Annotated in this window: 14 protein-coding genes; 9 read left to right on the forward strand and 5 right to left on the reverse strand. The window is 52.4% G+C overall.

Going from position 1 to position 15,367, the window contains the following annotated elements:
- The first annotated feature begins 124 nt into the window (after positions 1–124).
- From J2I47_RS16405 to J2I47_RS16430, 6 genes are all read left to right on the forward strand, one after another.
- On the forward strand, positions 125–1,198 hold the full coding sequence (locus J2I47_RS16405; protein ID WP_207337338.1) for an NAD-dependent epimerase/dehydratase family protein: 1,074 nt from the start codon (positions 125–127) through the stop codon (positions 1,196–1,198).
- A gap of 106 nt (positions 1,199–1,304) precedes the next feature.
- Positions 1,305–2,273 carry a GDP-mannose 4,6-dehydratase gene (locus J2I47_RS16410; RefSeq protein ID WP_207365668.1) on the forward strand — a complete coding sequence of 323 codons (969 nt, stop codon included), beginning with the start codon at positions 1,305–1,307 and terminating at the stop codon, positions 2,271–2,273.
- Positions 2,270–3,775, forward strand: coding sequence for a glycosyltransferase family protein (locus tag J2I47_RS16415; protein WP_207365669.1), 1,506 nt, complete (start codon positions 2,270–2,272; stop codon positions 3,773–3,775). Before J2I47_RS16410 ends, J2I47_RS16415 begins: the two co-directional genes overlap by 4 nt.
- The gene (locus tag J2I47_RS16420; RefSeq protein ID WP_207365670.1) at positions 3,772–4,713 is read left to right on the forward strand and encodes a glycosyltransferase family 2 protein; all 942 of its coding nucleotides are present in this window, start codon (positions 3,772–3,774) and stop codon (positions 4,711–4,713) included. Before J2I47_RS16415 ends, J2I47_RS16420 begins: the two co-directional genes overlap by 4 nt.
- A 116-nt stretch (positions 4,714–4,829) precedes the next feature.
- On the forward strand, positions 4,830–6,707 hold the full coding sequence (gene asnB, locus J2I47_RS16425) for an asparagine synthase (glutamine-hydrolyzing) (RefSeq protein WP_207365671.1): 1,878 nt from the start codon (positions 4,830–4,832) through the stop codon (positions 6,705–6,707).
- 4 nt (positions 6,708–6,711) lie between these two features.
- A complete protein-coding gene (locus tag J2I47_RS16430; protein WP_207365672.1) occupies positions 6,712–7,671 on the forward strand; it encodes a glycoside hydrolase family protein in 960 nt (319 codons plus the stop codon).
- Positions 7,672–7,766: 95 nt separating this feature from the next.
- On the opposite strand, the gene J2I47_RS16435 is transcribed toward J2I47_RS16430, so the two are convergent.
- Positions 7,767–8,645, reverse strand: coding sequence for an OmpA/MotB family protein (locus tag J2I47_RS16435; RefSeq protein ID WP_207365673.1), 879 nt, complete (start codon positions 8,643–8,645; stop codon positions 7,767–7,769).
- Positions 8,646–8,808: 163 nt separating this feature from the next.
- On the opposite strand from J2I47_RS16435, the gene J2I47_RS16440 reads away from it, so the two are divergent.
- Positions 8,809–9,756: a DUF1444 domain-containing protein gene (locus J2I47_RS16440; RefSeq protein ID WP_207365674.1), complete on the forward strand. Its 948-nt coding sequence runs from the start codon at positions 8,809–8,811 to the stop codon at positions 9,754–9,756.
- Here the strand turns inward: J2I47_RS16440 and J2I47_RS16445 are convergent, their stop codons facing one another.
- Positions 9,757–10,674: a DUF72 domain-containing protein gene (locus J2I47_RS16445; RefSeq protein ID WP_207365675.1), complete on the reverse strand. Its 918-nt coding sequence runs from the start codon at positions 10,672–10,674 to the stop codon at positions 9,757–9,759. It lies immediately after the preceding gene.
- Positions 10,675–10,731: 57 nt separating this feature from the next.
- Entirely contained in the window at positions 10,732–12,261 is a 1,530-nt protein-coding gene (locus J2I47_RS26890) for a S41 family peptidase (protein ID WP_207365676.1), read from the reverse strand.
- A gap of 211 nt (positions 12,262–12,472) precedes the next feature.
- Here J2I47_RS26890 and J2I47_RS16455 point away from each other — a divergent pair, with 211 nt between their 5' ends.
- Positions 12,473–12,937 carry a hypothetical protein gene (locus tag J2I47_RS16455; RefSeq protein ID WP_207365677.1) on the forward strand — a complete coding sequence of 155 codons (465 nt, stop codon included), beginning with the start codon at positions 12,473–12,475 and terminating at the stop codon, positions 12,935–12,937.
- A gap of 86 nt (positions 12,938–13,023) precedes the next feature.
- On the forward strand, positions 13,024–13,494 hold the full coding sequence (locus J2I47_RS16460; RefSeq protein WP_207365678.1) for an ExbD/TolR family protein: 471 nt from the start codon (positions 13,024–13,026) through the stop codon (positions 13,492–13,494).
- A gap of 70 nt (positions 13,495–13,564) precedes the next feature.
- On the opposite strand, the gene J2I47_RS16465 is transcribed toward J2I47_RS16460, so the two are convergent.
- Both J2I47_RS16465 and folK read right to left on the reverse strand, forming a co-directional pair.
- On the reverse strand, positions 13,565–14,785 hold the full coding sequence (locus tag J2I47_RS16465; RefSeq protein WP_207365679.1) for a pyridoxal phosphate-dependent aminotransferase: 1,221 nt from the start codon (positions 14,783–14,785) through the stop codon (positions 13,565–13,567).
- Between the two features lie 78 nt (positions 14,786–14,863).
- Positions 14,864–15,349 carry a 2-amino-4-hydroxy-6-hydroxymethyldihydropteridine diphosphokinase gene (folK, locus tag J2I47_RS16470; protein WP_207365680.1) on the reverse strand — a complete coding sequence of 162 codons (486 nt, stop codon included), beginning with the start codon at positions 15,347–15,349 and terminating at the stop codon, positions 14,864–14,866.
- Between the last annotated feature and the right edge of the window lie 18 nt (positions 15,350–15,367).

Genomic DNA, 15,367 nt, shown 5'->3' on the forward strand with positions numbered 1-15,367 from the left:
GCTTTTTTGTTTGTTAGCAAGTGGTGCCAGCCGATATAACTTTTTTGCGTTACTTTGCCCCATTATTGGGTTGCCGAATTTGGATTTTTTGAATAGATAATCTGCCAGACAATACAGTTACGCTATGAAAGTTGCACTCGTTACAGGTTCAGCCGGTTTGATCGGAAGCGAATCAGTTGCCTTTTTTTCAGAAAAATTTGATCTCGTTGTCGGTATCGACAACAACATGCGGCAATACTTTTTCGGAGCCGATGGCTCAACCGAATGGAACCGCAACCGTCTGGAAGAAGCCTATTCAAACTACGCCCACCGCCCCGCCGATATTCGGGAAGTGAGCCAGCTGGAGCCGATTTTCAAGGAATTTGGAGCCGACATCAAGCTCATCATTCACGCTGCCGCTCAACCCTCACACGACTGGGCCGCCCGCGAGCCGTTTACCGATTTCACGGTCAACGCCAATGGTACACTGAATATGCTGGAAATGACCCGGCAGCACTGCCCGGAAGCCGTTTTCATCTTCACGTCGACCAACAAAGTATACGGTGATAACCCCAATTACCTGCCGTTGATCGAAACCGAAACGCGCTGGGAAATTGACAAGAATCACCCCTATTTCGAAAACGGCATCGATGAGCACATGAGCATCGACCACACCAAGCATTCGCTGTTTGGGGCATCGAAAGTGGCTGCCGACGTGCTGGTGCAGGAATATGGCCGGTATTTTGGCATGAAAACGGGGGTGTTCCGCGGTGGTTGCCTCACCGGGCCAAACCATTCGGGCGCGCAGTTGCACGGCTTCCTGAGCTACCTGATGAAGTGCGCCATTACGGGCAACCAGTATACTGTGTTTGGCTACAAAGGCAAGCAGGTCCGCGACAACATTCACAGCTATGACCTTGTAAATATGTTCTGGCACTACTACCAGAACCCCCGCGAAGGCGAAGTATACAACGCCGGGGGTGGTCGCTATGCTAACTGCTCGATGCTGGAAGGCATTGCCCTCTGCGAAGAAATTTCGGGCAATAAAATGAACTACACTTACTCAGAAACCAACCGTATTGGTGACCATATCTGGTACATTTCTGACCTGACCAAGTTCAAAGACCATTACCCCGATTGGAACTGGACGTATGATCTGAAACAAACGCTGGCCCAAATTCACGATAGCATGGTTGCCCGTTTGGCGGCAGCGCACTAAAAATGAGTTCAAGGCTCAATGTCTAAAGTCTAAGGTTAGCTGACACAAGTATTCGTGCATCAGTTAATCTTAGACTTTAGACATTGAACCTTGAACGGCAACCAAAATGCACACGGCTTCCTCAGTACTTGTTACGGGCTGCGCGGGGTTTATTGGCAGTCACCTCACCGAACAACTCCTTCAGCGTGGCTACCGCGTAATTGGCATTGATAACTTCGATCCATTTTACGACCGAACGCTTAAAGAAGAAAATCTATCGAATGTGTTGGGTCATGGTCAGTTTCACTTCATTGAAGCTGACATTCAGGGCCTTGACTGGCAATCGCAGGTAGTTGGTCCTGTTGATTCGGTCATCCATATAGCCGCCAAAGCGGGGGTTCGATCTTCTATTGAAGCACCCGCCGCTTATGTGCAGACCAACATTGTTGGCACCAACAACCTACTGGCCTGGATGCAAGGGCAGGGCGTTGGTAAGCTGGTATTTGCCTCATCATCATCGGTATACGGCAACAATCCGAAGGTGCCGTTCAGCGAAAATGATGCTGTTGAGCAACCCATCTCGCCCTATGCGTTTACGAAGCGGGCGGGCGAATTGCTGACGTATAATTACCACCACCTCTACCAGATGAGCGTGGTGAACCTGCGCTTTTTCACCGTTTTTGGTGAACGCCAACGGCCCGACCTGGCCATCAATAAATTTGTGCGCATGATTGCCGCCGACCAGCCCGTAACGATGTACGGCACCGGCGATACCTCCCGCGACTATACCTACGTGGGCGACATTGTGACGGGTATTCTGGCGGCGCATGACTACGTAGCGGCGCACCCCAACACCTACGAAATCATTAACCTGGGCAATAGCAGCCCCGTGAGCCTGCAGACGCTGGTTGATACGCTGTATGACCTGATGGGTAAAACGCCCAACATCGAGTACCTCCCCAAACAACCCGGCGACGTGGAGCGCACCTTTGCCGATGTGGCCAAAGCCACCCGTCTGCTTCAGTATCAACCCACCGTTTCTCTGCGCGAAGGATTGCGCCGGTTTATTGCCTGGCACGAAGCCAAGTCGCTATGAATCAGGTAGCTGCGCCCAAACCTATCCGCTATCCAGTTGGCTGGCTGTTGCTGGCGCTGGTGGTAAAGGGCGCGTTTTTTGCCTGGTATCTAAGCCGCGCTTATTACCACAACCTGGACGGTTTCTGGGGTCAAAGCAACGGCGATATGATGACTTATCTCGCGCCGATTGATTCTTTACTAGCCCATCAGGGGTTTAACACAGACTACCGGATGCCGGGCTACTCGGCAGTATATCTGGCGTTCCGACTATTCATGGGGCAGGTTCATGCCTGCAACGCCATGATCCTGCTTCAGCTGGTCATTTCAGCCTTTTCGGTATATGTACTCGGGCTGGTGGCGCAACGGCTTTTTCGGCATCGCCGGGCCTTTTACTGGGCCTATTTTATCTACCTCTTCAGCACCTTCGTCAGCGTATTCGATGCCTACATCCTGACCGAAAGTCTGGCGGCGGCCTCATCTATCTTTTTCCTGTATGCCCTGCTCTGTTTCGAAGCACAACCACGGCAGTGGGGCTGGCTACTGGGCGCGGGGTGCTGGCTGGCTTTCTCGGTGTTTCTAAAACCAGCTCATGCTGGCACACTGGCTATCCCGGTGGTTGTTTTTGGCTACCAATGGTTGCGTAAGAATCTGGCCTTTAGGCAGTTGTTGGTACGTTGTGCACTTGTACTATTGCCATTTATAGTGGCGGATTCAGCCTGGATGGTGCGCAATTACCGCACTTACCACGCGGTGATACCGCTGCTGAAAAGCCCTTGGTATCCCGAAAGTTATTGGCCCACCAACTACTTTCCGATGATTGCCTTTTGCGAGACCTATGGCGAAGATTACTCGTTCTGGTTTCCCAACGCAGGCATACGCTGGTTTTCGGGCTGGGGCGATAATAACTTCTTGCCCCCTATCCGCTGGTACGTCGATGAAAAACTGGGGCCGCCGCCCAGTTACGTGTATACCAGCCGCTTCAACCAGGATTCGATGCGCGTGATGCGGCAAACGTTTCTGGACATGGACTTGCTGCCTGCCTCCGACTCGCTGAAACGCCGTGCTATTCACGCCGACATTCGTCGGCAGCTGGTGGCTTATACGGCGTCGGTAAAGGCCGAAAAACCGGGAGTCTATTATGGCATTGCTCTGGCTCGCTACACGTTTGATTTTTTAAATGGTACGCGGGGCTATCATTTTCTTGATGATATGGTTCAAACCGCCTGGCCACGCTGGTTCTTAAGGGCTTACCACTGGCTGCTGGTGTTGTTACCGGGCGTGATTGGACTAATAGGCCTGTTGGTTGTGGGGCTACGCGGACGTTTGGTAAATAATGGCCTGATCCTTGTGCCACCCCTGATGGTGGGTTATGCCGTGGTCGTTTTTGCTTTGGCACTGCGCCACCCCGAAACCCGCTATTTGGCCCCTTTTTACCCGTTTTTAGTGTTAGGGGCTGTATCTTCGTTCTCTTTTCTGATGAATCGGCTGTCCCAAAACCAGCCCCACAACCGCCTGTCATGACCTACCTCTCCGTTGTTTTACCCATCTACAACGAGTCGAAAAGTATACCTATCCTGTTCGATGCCCTCGCTAAAGCCGTGGGGCAGTATGACTACGAAATCATTGCCATCAACGACGGCTCGAAGGACGATTCATATGCACAGCTTAAAAAGATCTGCGCCGTTGACCCCCGCGTGAAGGCCATTAACTTTCGGCGTAATTTCGGCCAAACGGCCGCCATCAACGCGGGTATCCAATACGCTTCTGGCGATGTTATCGTGTTGATCGACAGCGATTTGGAAAATGACCCAAACGACATTCCGAAGTTGCTGGGTAAACTCGACGAAGGGTTTGATGTGGTGAGCGGCTGGCGGCAAAACCGCTGGGAGAATGAACAGCTGACCCGGAAGCTGCCTTCACGCATGGCCAACGGACTCATCAGCTACATATCGGGCGTGTATCTGCATGATTACGGCTGCACGTTGAAAGCATACCGGCGCGACGTGATCAAAAATGTGTCGCTCTACGGACAAATGCACCGCTTCATTCCAGTCTATTGCGCCTGGCAGGGGGGCACCGTCACCGAAATGCCGGTGAGTTACCAGCCCCGGCAATTTGGCAAAAGCAACTACGGCATCTTCCGTACCTACAAAGTACTGCTGGACCTGGTGCTGATCAAATTTCTGGAAAAGTACATGCAACGGCCCATCCATTTCTTTGGCGGGGCGGGTATTCTGGCCTTTCTGGTCACGTTTGTAGCCACGATTTTGGCAGCCTATTTCAAACTGACGGGCCAGAAAGACCTGGTTGAAACGCCACTGCCCACCATTGCGTCGATGTTTTTTGTGGTAGGCATTCAACTGGTGCTCATGGGCGTTATGGCCGAAATTCTGATGCGTACGTATTACGAATCGCAGCACAAAATGCCGTATAGTGTAAAGGAAACAATGAATCTGTAGTGCTAAGAAACGAGAGATAAGAGGCAGGAGATAAGAAGTAAATCACGTCGATAGGCGTAGTCGTAGAACCAGTCTCTTGGCTCTTATATCTTGTCTCTTACCTCTACCATTAATCTATGTGTGGAATAGCAGGGTTTACGGGACGCGGTAGTGAGGATGACCTGCTTCGCATGATCAGGAAACTTCAACACCGGGGACCCGATTTTCAGGGAGGGGATCACACGCCCGGTGTGGGGCTTGGTCATGCCCGGCTGAGTATCATTGACCTTAGCTCCGGTGCCAATCAGCCGTTCTACACCGAGGATCGGCAGGTCGGGATGGTATTCAACGGTGAGATTTATAACTATCTGCCGCTGAAAGCCGAGCTTGCCAAAACAGGCCGCTACCACTTCAGAACCACGTCAGACACGGAAGTGCTCCTGTATCTGTATCAGGAACATGGTATCAAGTTGTTCGACAAAATCAACGGCATGTTTGCCTTTGCCATCCACGATTTTGAGCGGAAGCGGACGTTGCTGGCGCGGGATCGGATGGGTAAAAAACCCCTTTATTACGCTGTAGTGGCCCAAACGCTGATTTATGGCTCCGAGCCTAAGGCGCTACTGCAACATCCGCTGATTTCGAAAGAACTGGACCTCGACGCGCTGAACGCCTATCTCACGTTTGAGTATGTGCCTACGCCGTTCAGCATTTTCAAGGGCATCCGTAAGCTGGAACCGGGCCATTACCTGACGTTCGAAAACGGCGAAATAACGGACAATAAACCGTTCTGGACAATTGAGTTTAACCACCAGGACATTAGTTTTAACGACGCAAAAGATCAGTTCGATGCGCTGCTGAATGATGCCACGGCCGCCCGCCTCATTGCCGACGTGCCGCTGGGCATTTTTCTGAGCGGCGGGCTAGACAGCTCAGCCATAGCCTATTACGCGCAGAAAAACAGCACTGTTCCGCTGAAAACGTTCTCGATTGGCTTCAAGGAAAAGTCGTACGATGAGGCCGATTACGCCCGGCAGGTGGCCAAACACCTCGGTACAGATCACCACGAAAAAATCCTGACTGCGCAGGATTCGCTCGATCTGCTGCCCGCCATCACCGAAAAACTGGACGAACCGTTTGCCGATGCCTCCATCATTCCTACCTACCTGCTCTCGCAGTTTACTCGCGGACAGGTGACGGTGGCCCTGGGTGGCGACGGCTCTGATGAGCTGCTAGCGGGCTACCCTACGTTTCAGTCTGATTATGCGCGGCCTTACTTCGAGCGGTTGCCACGCGCAGTGCGGGCTATGGCGGGGCAGGCGGCCAACATGCTGCCCGTTAAGGACACTAACATCAGCTTCGATTTCAAGGTAAAGCAGTTTTTGAAGGGTTTCGAGCAAAGCCCGGCTTACACCCACACGCTTTGGCTGGGCAGTTTTTCGCCCAACCAGAAACAGGGCTTGCTAAGCCAGGCAGTACGCGATCAACTTACCGATCCTACGGGGTTATCCTTAATTGACAGGCACTTACGTAATTTGCCGGCCAACACGAGCGCCTTCGACCAGACGTCGTATATCTATTACCAGACGTATCTGCTCGACGATATTCTGACGAAAGTAGACCGGGCCAGTATGTACAACTCGTTGGAAGTGCGTGCGCCTTTTCTGGACTACCGGCTGGTGGAATTTATCAATACGCTACCCGATAATTTTAAGCGTAAGCGACTGACGGGCAAGTACATACTGAAGGAATTGATGCGCGGCAAACTGCCCTCAAACATCATTGACCGGCCTAAAAAAGGCTTTGGCATCCCGCTTTCGCACTGGTTGCGCCATGAACTGCGCGGCCTGTGCAATGACCTACTTTCTGAATCGTCGCTCAAACAGCATGGCCTTTTCGACCCGGCATTTGTGACGAAACTGAAGCAGGACCACTTCAACGGCAAACAAAACAACCGAAAACTGCTCTGGACACTGATGGTGTTTCAGCAGTGGTATAGGCAGTACGCACAATAAGAGTATGCAGTGGACTAAAAAAGGCCTCATCTACAAGCCCGACGGCTCGTTGCCGTTCAGCCAAACCCATGCGCAGGTGCCGTTTGGGTTTCCCATTTCTGAAGACAGGGTAAGGGTATATTTCGCTACCCGCGACGCAAAGGTGCAGTCGGCTACGTCGTTTGTCGAGTTAGACGCCAACGATCTTTCCAATGTGCTCTACGTGCATGACAGGCCCTGCATCACCCACGGTGCGGTCGGTATGTTCGACGAAACGGGCGCGATGCCGTCGTGGTTCTTGCGCGTTCCCGCCGAAGACGGTACGGACGAAATCTGGCTTTACTACACGGGCTGGAACAAAAGCGAAACCACGCATTACCGCCTCGGTATTGGTCTGGCTATCAGCCGCGATGGGGGCCTAACCTTCGAGCGGAAATTCACTGGGCCTTTGCTGGACCGCTATATTTTCGATCAGGTGTGGGTAGCGCAACCCTGTGTTATGCGCGAGGTTCAGCCCGATGGTACCGTCCGCTGGCGGATGTGGTATTTATCCTGTACCAAGATTGAGGTCATCAACGGCCACCCGGAACCCTTCTACGACGTTAAATACGCTGAGTCGGCCGATGGCATGCACTGGAACCGTACGGGGCAAGTATGTGTGGGTTACGACGAGTTCACCGACGCCATTGGCCGGCCTACGGTATTTAAAGACGGCGATAGGTACCGGATGTATTTCTCGTACCGCTCAGCCACCAATTACCGAACCGATGTGGAACGAAGCTACCGCATGGGGTGTGCTGAATCGGCCGATGGCATTACCTGGACACGGACAGACGAACAAACCGGTATTGAACGGTCAGCGGAAGGGTGGGATTCTCAGATGATGGACTATTGCCACATCTTCGACCATAAAGGTCAGTGGATCATGCTCTACAACGGCAATGGCTTCGGCGCGTCGGGTTTTGGTATGGCGGTTGAAGGCTAGCATTGTGGTTAAAGTTTGAGGGCCAACCCTGGCTGACGCATAGGTACTCTTGCGTCAGCCAGGGTTGGCCCTTAAACTTTAACCACAATGCTACTTTATTTTCCCTGTCCTGCTGAGAGCAGGTTGAAGAACTGATCCAGTTTGGGGGTCAGGATGATTTCGGTGCGGCGGTTTACGCGGCGACCTTCGGGGGTACCGTTGTCATCTTTAGGCACAAACTCCCCACGACCACCGGCGGTAAGACGAGCAGGGCTAACGCCGAATTTATTCTGCAACACCCGCGATACGGCCGTTGCCCGCAATACGCTCAAGTCCCAGTTATCCTTCAGGTTGGTCGACGAGAAAGGCACCGAATCGGTATGGCCTTCCACCAGAATATCAAGCTCGCTATGATCATTGACCACTTTGGCTACTTTTGCCAAAACGGCCTCAGCCTGCGGATTCACGTCAAACTTGCCTGAGTTGAAAAGCAGTTTATCAGAAATAGAGACGTATACCACACCTTTCTTCACCTCTACCTGCACGTCCTGATCGTTGATGTCGGCCAGCGAACGTTTCAGGTTCATCACCAGCGCCAGGTTTAGTGAGTCTTTGCTACGGATAGAACTGTTGATATTGTTCACGTAGCGGGTCTGCTCGTTGAGGGTCTCCAGAGATTTCTTGATGCTCTCGGCCCCCTGCTTACTCACTACCGACAGGTCCGACATGCGGTCGAGGAGGTTGTTGTTGGTCTTTTTCAGATAATCGATCTGGCTTTGAAGATCAGACATCTGATTGGCGCGGGTGGCTAAATCGGCGTCTTTACTTTTGATCGCTGCCTGAAGTTCTGCGGTCTTTTTGTCGCAGTTATTGAGGTCTGCAACCGTTTTTTCGTGCGCAGCCTGCAGGTTGATCAGATCCAACTTCCGTTTTTTGCTGGCAGCGCACGATGACATCAGGGCCAGGCCAGCGCAGAGAATCAATACATTTTTCATGTAACTTATTAAAGAGTTATTGTAGCACTGCTCACAGGCGGTTGACCTAAAATGGCGTTGATTCCAGCACTACGAATTTGAACTTATATACAAAACACTTTTTGCGCCATTTCTTCTTATTGACGAACTGTAAAATTAGAAGTATTCGTATATTGTTACCACCATGTTTGGACTATTCAAGCGCAAAAAGCCCACCGAAAGTGCTGCTGTGAGCAGCCCTCTCTACCAACTTCCCGCTCATCTGATCTCGCTGATTACCCCGGCCGAGTACAACCAGATTCTTCAGCTAACCATTGAGCAGCTCAGTTTGAAAGGTACCATTGAGGCCATACATGACGATGGAAGCCTTTCTATATTGTTTGCCGGACAACAGGGTGCCACCCTCTTTTTTCTGGACAACCTGCTACGCAAGTGCAAGGCCGCTGACCAAAGTGAGTGGGAAGCCATCGTGTTCAACCACGTGAAAATTCTGCCCATCAACAGCGCCGCTATAACGTATATCTACAAAGATTTTGAGTTTGCGGCGCCCCTGCTCAAAGTGCAGGTGAAACCCAAGGGCTTTGCCAAAGAAGTGATGCAGGACTGTGTGTACCGGCAGGATTTTCCCGACACCTACACGTTTTTGGTCATCGACTTTCAGGATGCCCTTCACTACGTGCGCAGTAACGAGGCCGAAGAATGGGAAAAACCTGTTGATCAACTCTTTGATGTAGCCCTGGCCAATATTGCCCGTGAAAAAACAGACGTCAGCGCCTACCTCCTGGCCGAACGTCTCCCATTTTTCACCCTCTTTCACAACGATTTTGCAGCTGCCTATGCCATTGAGCTAGACCAGAATATTGAAGAGGCCATTGGGGCGTTTGGCGCTGTTGTGAGCATTCCGGCCAAGGGCGTTGCCTTTGTACACCCCATTGAAACAGATACCGTTTTCGACTACATCGGCGCTTCGCATGAGTTGGTACAGTCATTCTACACTGACGAAATTTATACCGTCACAGACCGATACTATTGGTATTATCAGGGTCAGTATCAGCTTTTTCCGTATCGTGTAGAGGGTAACAAAGCCTATCTCTCCTACCCTGCCAAGCTTCGCAATTTGCTGGAAGAGTAGTTAGAAAAGGCTTCCCTGTACCACCTGTGGCTGCAAAACGGGCTCGCTTAACTGCAGACCGCAGTGCTCGTTGAGTTGCCGGATCCAGTAGCGGATCAGCTCCGGAGCAGTGTCGTTGTCGCCGCCGCCATGTACGAAGAGGTAAGCCGTTTGCAGGCCTTTATCAAACCATTTTTTCAGGCGCTGCACCCATTCATCCGTCCGGGTGTAGTCGGTGGGATGGCCTTCGTTGGCAATAAAGCGAAGGGTCAGCACGGGGCTGCTGAGGCCCATATGCAACACGTCGCGCCGACCAGCCACGTCGGTAATGACTGTGTGGCGGTGCAGGTTACGGAGTTTCTCCAGCGTTTGGCTCCAGGTAGCAGCCTTGAACCAGTCGGGGTGCCGAAACTCAACAGCCACGTCGAGGTCGTCGGGGAGGTGACTGAGGTAGCGTTCCAGCACAGGCCATTTGTTGGGTGCGAACAGGGGCGGCAGTTGCAGAAACGACATGCCCAGAAATTCTTCCAGCCCAAAAATGGCGTTTATGAACTCATTGGTAAGGTTTTCGGCTCCTTCCAGCAGCCGTTCGTGGCTGATGATCTGCGGAAATTTCGGGCAAAAATGAAACGGATGTCCTGCCCCCGCAGCTTCGTTTTTCCACTTCTCAATCATACCCGCCGTAGGGATCTGGTAGTGCGTCAGGTTCAGTTCAATTGTATTGAACTGCCGGACATAGTGGTGCAGAAAATCGCGCTCTTTGGCCGTGGCCGGATACACTTTTCCCACGTAATCTTTATTGGCCCAGACTGGCCCACCAATGTATACGTCGGGGCGTTTGTTGGGGGTCACGTCGGTCCATATACGGGCGTTGAAGGCGTGGCCGGGGGGCAACGAGAACGTGACGTTGTTGAGGTTAATTAGCTTGCCAAAATCCATGATGAAGTGCGCCGCAGAGTGCTATGCAGCTATAAGTCAAAAGCGGTTGGCATTGTTTTACCTACCTGCTTTCGGCTTTATCAGCTCATAGACGACCTCTACATCCAGGTCACGCCCCGCCATGACGGCGGGCAGCGTATAAGCAACGGGCACGTCGGGCATAACGCCGTGACCCTGGTCTTTTCCCTCAATACCAAGCACAATTTTGTAAAGTGGCAAACGCAGTTGAACTCCGGTTTCGGGCAGTGTCAGGTAGGGCGAGGTGAACGCGTTACAGCCAAATTCTCCGCCCCCGGTTTCACGGCCCACCACCGTCACACGGTCCGGGGCGTTGTGTTTGGCGAGCGACGCAAAGATGGCCGCCGCCGAAAACGTGCCACCGTTGGTCAGCACAAACACGCGTCCCTTAAAACCATTGCGCCGAACGGGCTTGATAATACCCGTCTCACCGGTGCGGCGAAATGTGCCTTCGGGGGTGCGGCGGGTAAAGAAGTTGCGCAGAAAAAACCGCCAGAATTTCCAGCCGAGGTATTGATTGAACGACACCTGCCGCACGGGTGCATCTACCTGTGTATAGGCCTGAAACGACTTGCCAACGAGGTACGACACCAGGTTGATACTTGCCCCTGAATTACCACCCAGGTTGCCCCTGACGTCGACAATAAGGTTTTTGATGCGTTTTTTTGCGGCCAGCGTGTGAAAACTTTGCTTGAAAAACCCTCGCTGCCCCCCGCCCGAAAAGGAGGTAATGGTCATGATTGCCGTGGTGGTGTCGCGGTCAGAGAAAACAAACGAACGCAGTTCATCGGGTTTGGTTTCGGTGGCGGGCTTGCGTTTGGGGCGGCTGGCAGGAATGGTGCGCTTATCGAGCGAATCGAGGCGGGGTTTGATGCGGTCGGGGCGGGTGCGGAAGCTAAGGGTTTGGGTGGCTCCGGTCGAATCGCGGAGGGTCAGTTCGTGGGCCACAGAATCGGCTCCGAACGCCAGCGTATAGTAGGAACCAAAACTGCCCGTATTAATGACAAATGGCTTAAATGTCTGGTTGTAGCCGTCAGACGAGATGTAGTTGTAGATCCGTTCCAGCACTGCCTGCGCCGGCCGGCCATTGATTCTTACGATCTCGTTACCCCGCCGCACGGTGGTGTCGGTACTGCGGTTTTCACGCACGTAGAGTTTATTGTTGAGCACGATGGCATCAACGGGAAACGGTTTCAGGGGATTGCGTTTCCTAAACCGCGTAAAGGCCTTCGATGCATAAAGGTCGGTATGGCCGCAGCCAATATGGTCGATGGCGGGTTCGATGGCACGGCGAAATTGCAGCTCGGTCATGGGCCGGTCGAGGCGGGCAGCGGCGGCATCGAACCAGCGGTTGATACTGTCGCGGGGGTAGTAGCGGTACAAACCGGGATGGGCTTCTTCGAGTGCTTTTCGAACCAGAGCAAAGTCATTACGCAGTTGATCTACCGAATAAACATGATTAAGCGGATTGGGCGGTGGGGGTGGCAGCGGTTGTGCCAGAAGGCCAACGTTGAGCAGCAGTAGTCCGGAAAGCCAGCAAAAAATACCGCGAAAAAAGAAGCTTGTCACAGAGATTGATGGTGTTTCGGGCCAAAGGTACGCCCTGCCTTTCAGACAACTAAACCAAAATATGATAGGCGGATTACCCGGTTCAACAGTCGAACAAATAGCCCCAACAAGGCGTTGTGAGGGCACAATAGCGTGTTTGGTTGTTTGTGGGTTTGTCTGTTATTTAACCGAACAAACACACAGAAAACTAAACACACAAACAACCAAAAAAATGGCACGTCCAACCCCGGAATTAATCGACGCTCTCCGTCGTACGGCCCGCAAAGTAGCCGACGGTGCCCCCTACCAATGGGGCCACATGGGGAGTTGCAATTGTGGTAATCTGGCTCAGGAACTGACCCGGATGACCAAAGACCAGATTCACCAGTATGCCATGCAGCGTTATGGCGACTGGAACGAACAGGTAGCTGACTACTGCGACACCAGCCAACTCCCGTTCGACGTGATTATTAACCAGATGCTCGGCGCGGGACTTTCGTTGGAAGACCTGAAACATTTAGAAAAGCTGGACGACCGCGAAGTGCTGCGCCGTTTCCCCATTGAAGCACGCTTTCTGAAACACAACCGCCGCGATGACGTAGTAGCCTATCTTAACGAGTGGGCTAATTTGCTGGAAGAGAAGCTATTGGAAAAGATTAAACTACCTGCTGAGCTATTCGATTTGCAAGTAGCTTAACAAGAAATTTTTGTAAGATTAAGCCCTGCTCGTGAGCTAATAGCTACATTGGCAGGGCTTTTTTCATGTGAATAACCAGTAATCGTATGCGACCTATCTGGATTGTACTGACCTTAATAGGTGTAGCCTTGCTGCTCGTCAGCTTTTTCATTCTGTCAATAACATTAAGCAAGCCAGCAAAAATGACGCTTACTGTGCCAGACAGCAATGAAGCTAGACCTGTCCTTAATGCGCAGACTACCTTGGTGGTGTATTTGGGCGATAAACAAACTTACTTACTTGACCGTGTAGCTCCTGAAACAGTCAACGCCAGTAAAGCCCTTTTGACGATGCCAACTGATTCACTTTCCCAAGCGATCAAACGCATAAGACAGCAGGCGGAACAAACCATTGGCAAAGACTCCCTTGTGCTCATTATCAAGCCGTTACCCACATCTTCTTACAAAAACATGGTCAATGCTCTTGACATCATGGCCGCGTTGAAAATCAAACGATATGCGCTCGTAGACGAGTTGACAGAAGGAGAAAAGGCGTTGATAAAGGAGAAGGGCATGTAAAATGGAGAATGGATAATGGAATTGCGCAATTCCATTATCCATTCTTCATTTTACAATGCCCTTCCTTCTCTCACACCAGCGTGGCAACCGCCTCCCGGATCCGGCCCACGGCTTCTACCAGTGCCTCATCAGCAGCGGCGGTGGAAATACGGATGCAGTTGGGGGCGCCAAAACCCGAACCCGCCACCGTGGCGACGTATTGGGTGTTGAGCAACCAGTTGGCGAAATCGTCGGAGTTATGGATCGTGGTGGTGCCGTCTGACTTGCCGTAGTAGGCACTGATGTCGGGGAAAGCGTAGAAGGCTCCCTGCGGTACGTTCACTTTGAAACCGGGAATTTCTTTCAGCATCTTTACCACCAGATCGCGGCGACGCTGATAGGCCTGTGCCATTTCTTTAGTTGGCTCCAGCGTGCCATTCAGCGCCGCTACAGCCGCTTTCTGGGCAATCGAGTTCGTGCCCGACGTTACCTGACCCTGTAGTTTCTCTACGCCGTCGGCAATCCATTTGGCCGCGCCGATGAAGCCAATGCGCCAGCCGGTCATGGCAAAACCCTTAGCCACACCATTTACGGTGATCACGCGGTCGGCGATTTCGGGCATGGAACCCATGCTGAAATGACCTTCGGGCGTGAAATTGATGTATTCGTAAATCTCGTCGGCCAGCACATGCACCTGTTCGTGACGGGCCACTACTTCACCAATAGCCCGGAGTTCGGCTTCGGTATACACCGACCCGGTCGGGTTGTTGGGTGAGGCAAACATGACCACTTTTGTTCGTTCGGTGATGGCGGCTTCAAACTGTTCGGGTGTGACTTTGAAGTCGTTGTCAAACGCCCCGTCGAGCACTACCGAGACGCCTTCGGCCAGCTTCACCATCTCGGAATAACTAACCCAGTAGGGTGAGAAAATAATGACTTCGTCGCCGGGGTTTACGAGCACCTGCAACACGTTGGCCAGTGAGTGTTTGGCCCCGGTTGAGACCACCACGTTTTCGGCTTTCCAGTTCAGGCCATTATCGCGGTTGAACTTGTCGGCAATGGCTTTGCGCAGGTCGGGATAGCCCGCTACGGGGCTGTAGCCGTGGAACCCATCGTCGATGGCTTTTTTGGCGGCTTCGCAAATGTGAGCAGGTGTTTTAAAATCGGGTTCACCCACGCTGAGGCTGATTACTTTATGACCCTGCGCGGCTAATTCGCGGGCCATTTTGGTCATACCCAACGTCGATGATTCTTCCAGAGCGTTGATCCGGTCGGCTAACAGGGTGGCGGTACTCGCTACGGCGGCAGACATACGTTTTGTCTTTTTATTGAAAATTTGGCAAGTATTCTAACGCAAAATTAGTGAAGTTCAAGTAATTACGCCCCGTTGTTACAATAATTTAATTACTTCGCTTTCATCCGGACAAGCCTCCAACAGTTGTTGGACGGTCTGTTTCAACACGGGGTGAACAAGGTCAGGCGCAATGTCGGCCAGGGGTTGAAGCGTGAATCGGCGAAGGTGTAGGTACGGGTGGGGAAGTGTAAGGGCAGGGGTATTCAGGATCAGGTCGTTGTAAAAAAGTAGATCGATGTCGATCACGCGGGCGCCCCAGCGTTCGGCCCGGACGCGGCCAAGGACCTGTTCAATAGCCTGTGTCTCAGCCAGCGCAACTCCGGGCGAAAGGGTCGTTTCGAGCAGCACTACCTGATTGAGGTAAGCCGGTTGGGCGGTCAGGCCCCAGGCGGCGGTTTCATAGATGGGGGACTCCTGGCCAATGGCACCTACGCGCTGTGCAAGCTGCTCACGGGCCTGCGCCAGCGTGTGGTGCCGGTTGCCCAGGTTAGCGCCAAGAAGCAGGTAAAGTTTACTGGTCATTGGTTAGTAGCATAACTA

Source organism: Fibrella rubiginis (genome assembly GCF_017353185.1).
Taxonomy (GTDB): Bacteria; Bacteroidota; Bacteroidia; order Cytophagales; family Spirosomataceae; genus Fibrella; species Fibrella rubiginis.

What these genes read in the sequence shown, in the direction of transcription:
- J2I47_RS16430 (WP_207365672.1), top strand. Translation starts at nt 6,712, where the DNA reads ATGCAGTGGACTAAAAAAGGCCTCATCTACAAGCCCGACGGCTCGTTG.
- J2I47_RS16410 (WP_207365668.1), top strand. Translation starts at nt 1,305, where the DNA reads ATGCACACGGCTTCCTCAGTACTTGTTACGGGCTGCGCGGGGTTTATT.
- J2I47_RS16405 (WP_207337338.1), top strand. Translation starts at nt 125, where the DNA reads ATGAAAGTTGCACTCGTTACAGGTTCAGCCGGTTTGATCGGAAGCGAA.
- J2I47_RS16455 (WP_207365677.1), top strand. Translation starts at nt 12,473, where the DNA reads ATGGCACGTCCAACCCCGGAATTAATCGACGCTCTCCGTCGTACGGCC.
- J2I47_RS16445 (WP_207365675.1), bottom strand. Translation starts at nt 10,674, where the DNA reads ATGGATTTTGGCAAGCTAATTAACCTCAACAACGTCACGTTCTCGTTG.
- asnB (WP_207365671.1), top strand. Translation starts at nt 4,830, where the DNA reads ATGTGTGGAATAGCAGGGTTTACGGGACGCGGTAGTGAGGATGACCTG.
- J2I47_RS16435 (WP_207365673.1), bottom strand. Translation starts at nt 8,645, where the DNA reads ATGAAAAATGTATTGATTCTCTGCGCTGGCCTGGCCCTGATGTCATCG.
- folK (WP_207365680.1), bottom strand. Translation starts at nt 15,349, where the DNA reads ATGACCAGTAAACTTTACCTGCTTCTTGGCGCTAACCTGGGCAACCGG.
- J2I47_RS16415 (WP_207365669.1), top strand. Translation starts at nt 2,270, where the DNA reads ATGAATCAGGTAGCTGCGCCCAAACCTATCCGCTATCCAGTTGGCTGG.
- J2I47_RS16440 (WP_207365674.1), top strand. Translation starts at nt 8,809, where the DNA reads ATGTTTGGACTATTCAAGCGCAAAAAGCCCACCGAAAGTGCTGCTGTG.
- J2I47_RS16420 (WP_207365670.1), top strand. Translation starts at nt 3,772, where the DNA reads ATGACCTACCTCTCCGTTGTTTTACCCATCTACAACGAGTCGAAAAGT.
- J2I47_RS16465 (WP_207365679.1), bottom strand. Translation starts at nt 14,785, where the DNA reads ATGTCTGCCGCCGTAGCGAGTACCGCCACCCTGTTAGCCGACCGGATC.
- J2I47_RS16460 (WP_207365678.1), top strand. Translation starts at nt 13,024, where the DNA reads ATGCGACCTATCTGGATTGTACTGACCTTAATAGGTGTAGCCTTGCTG.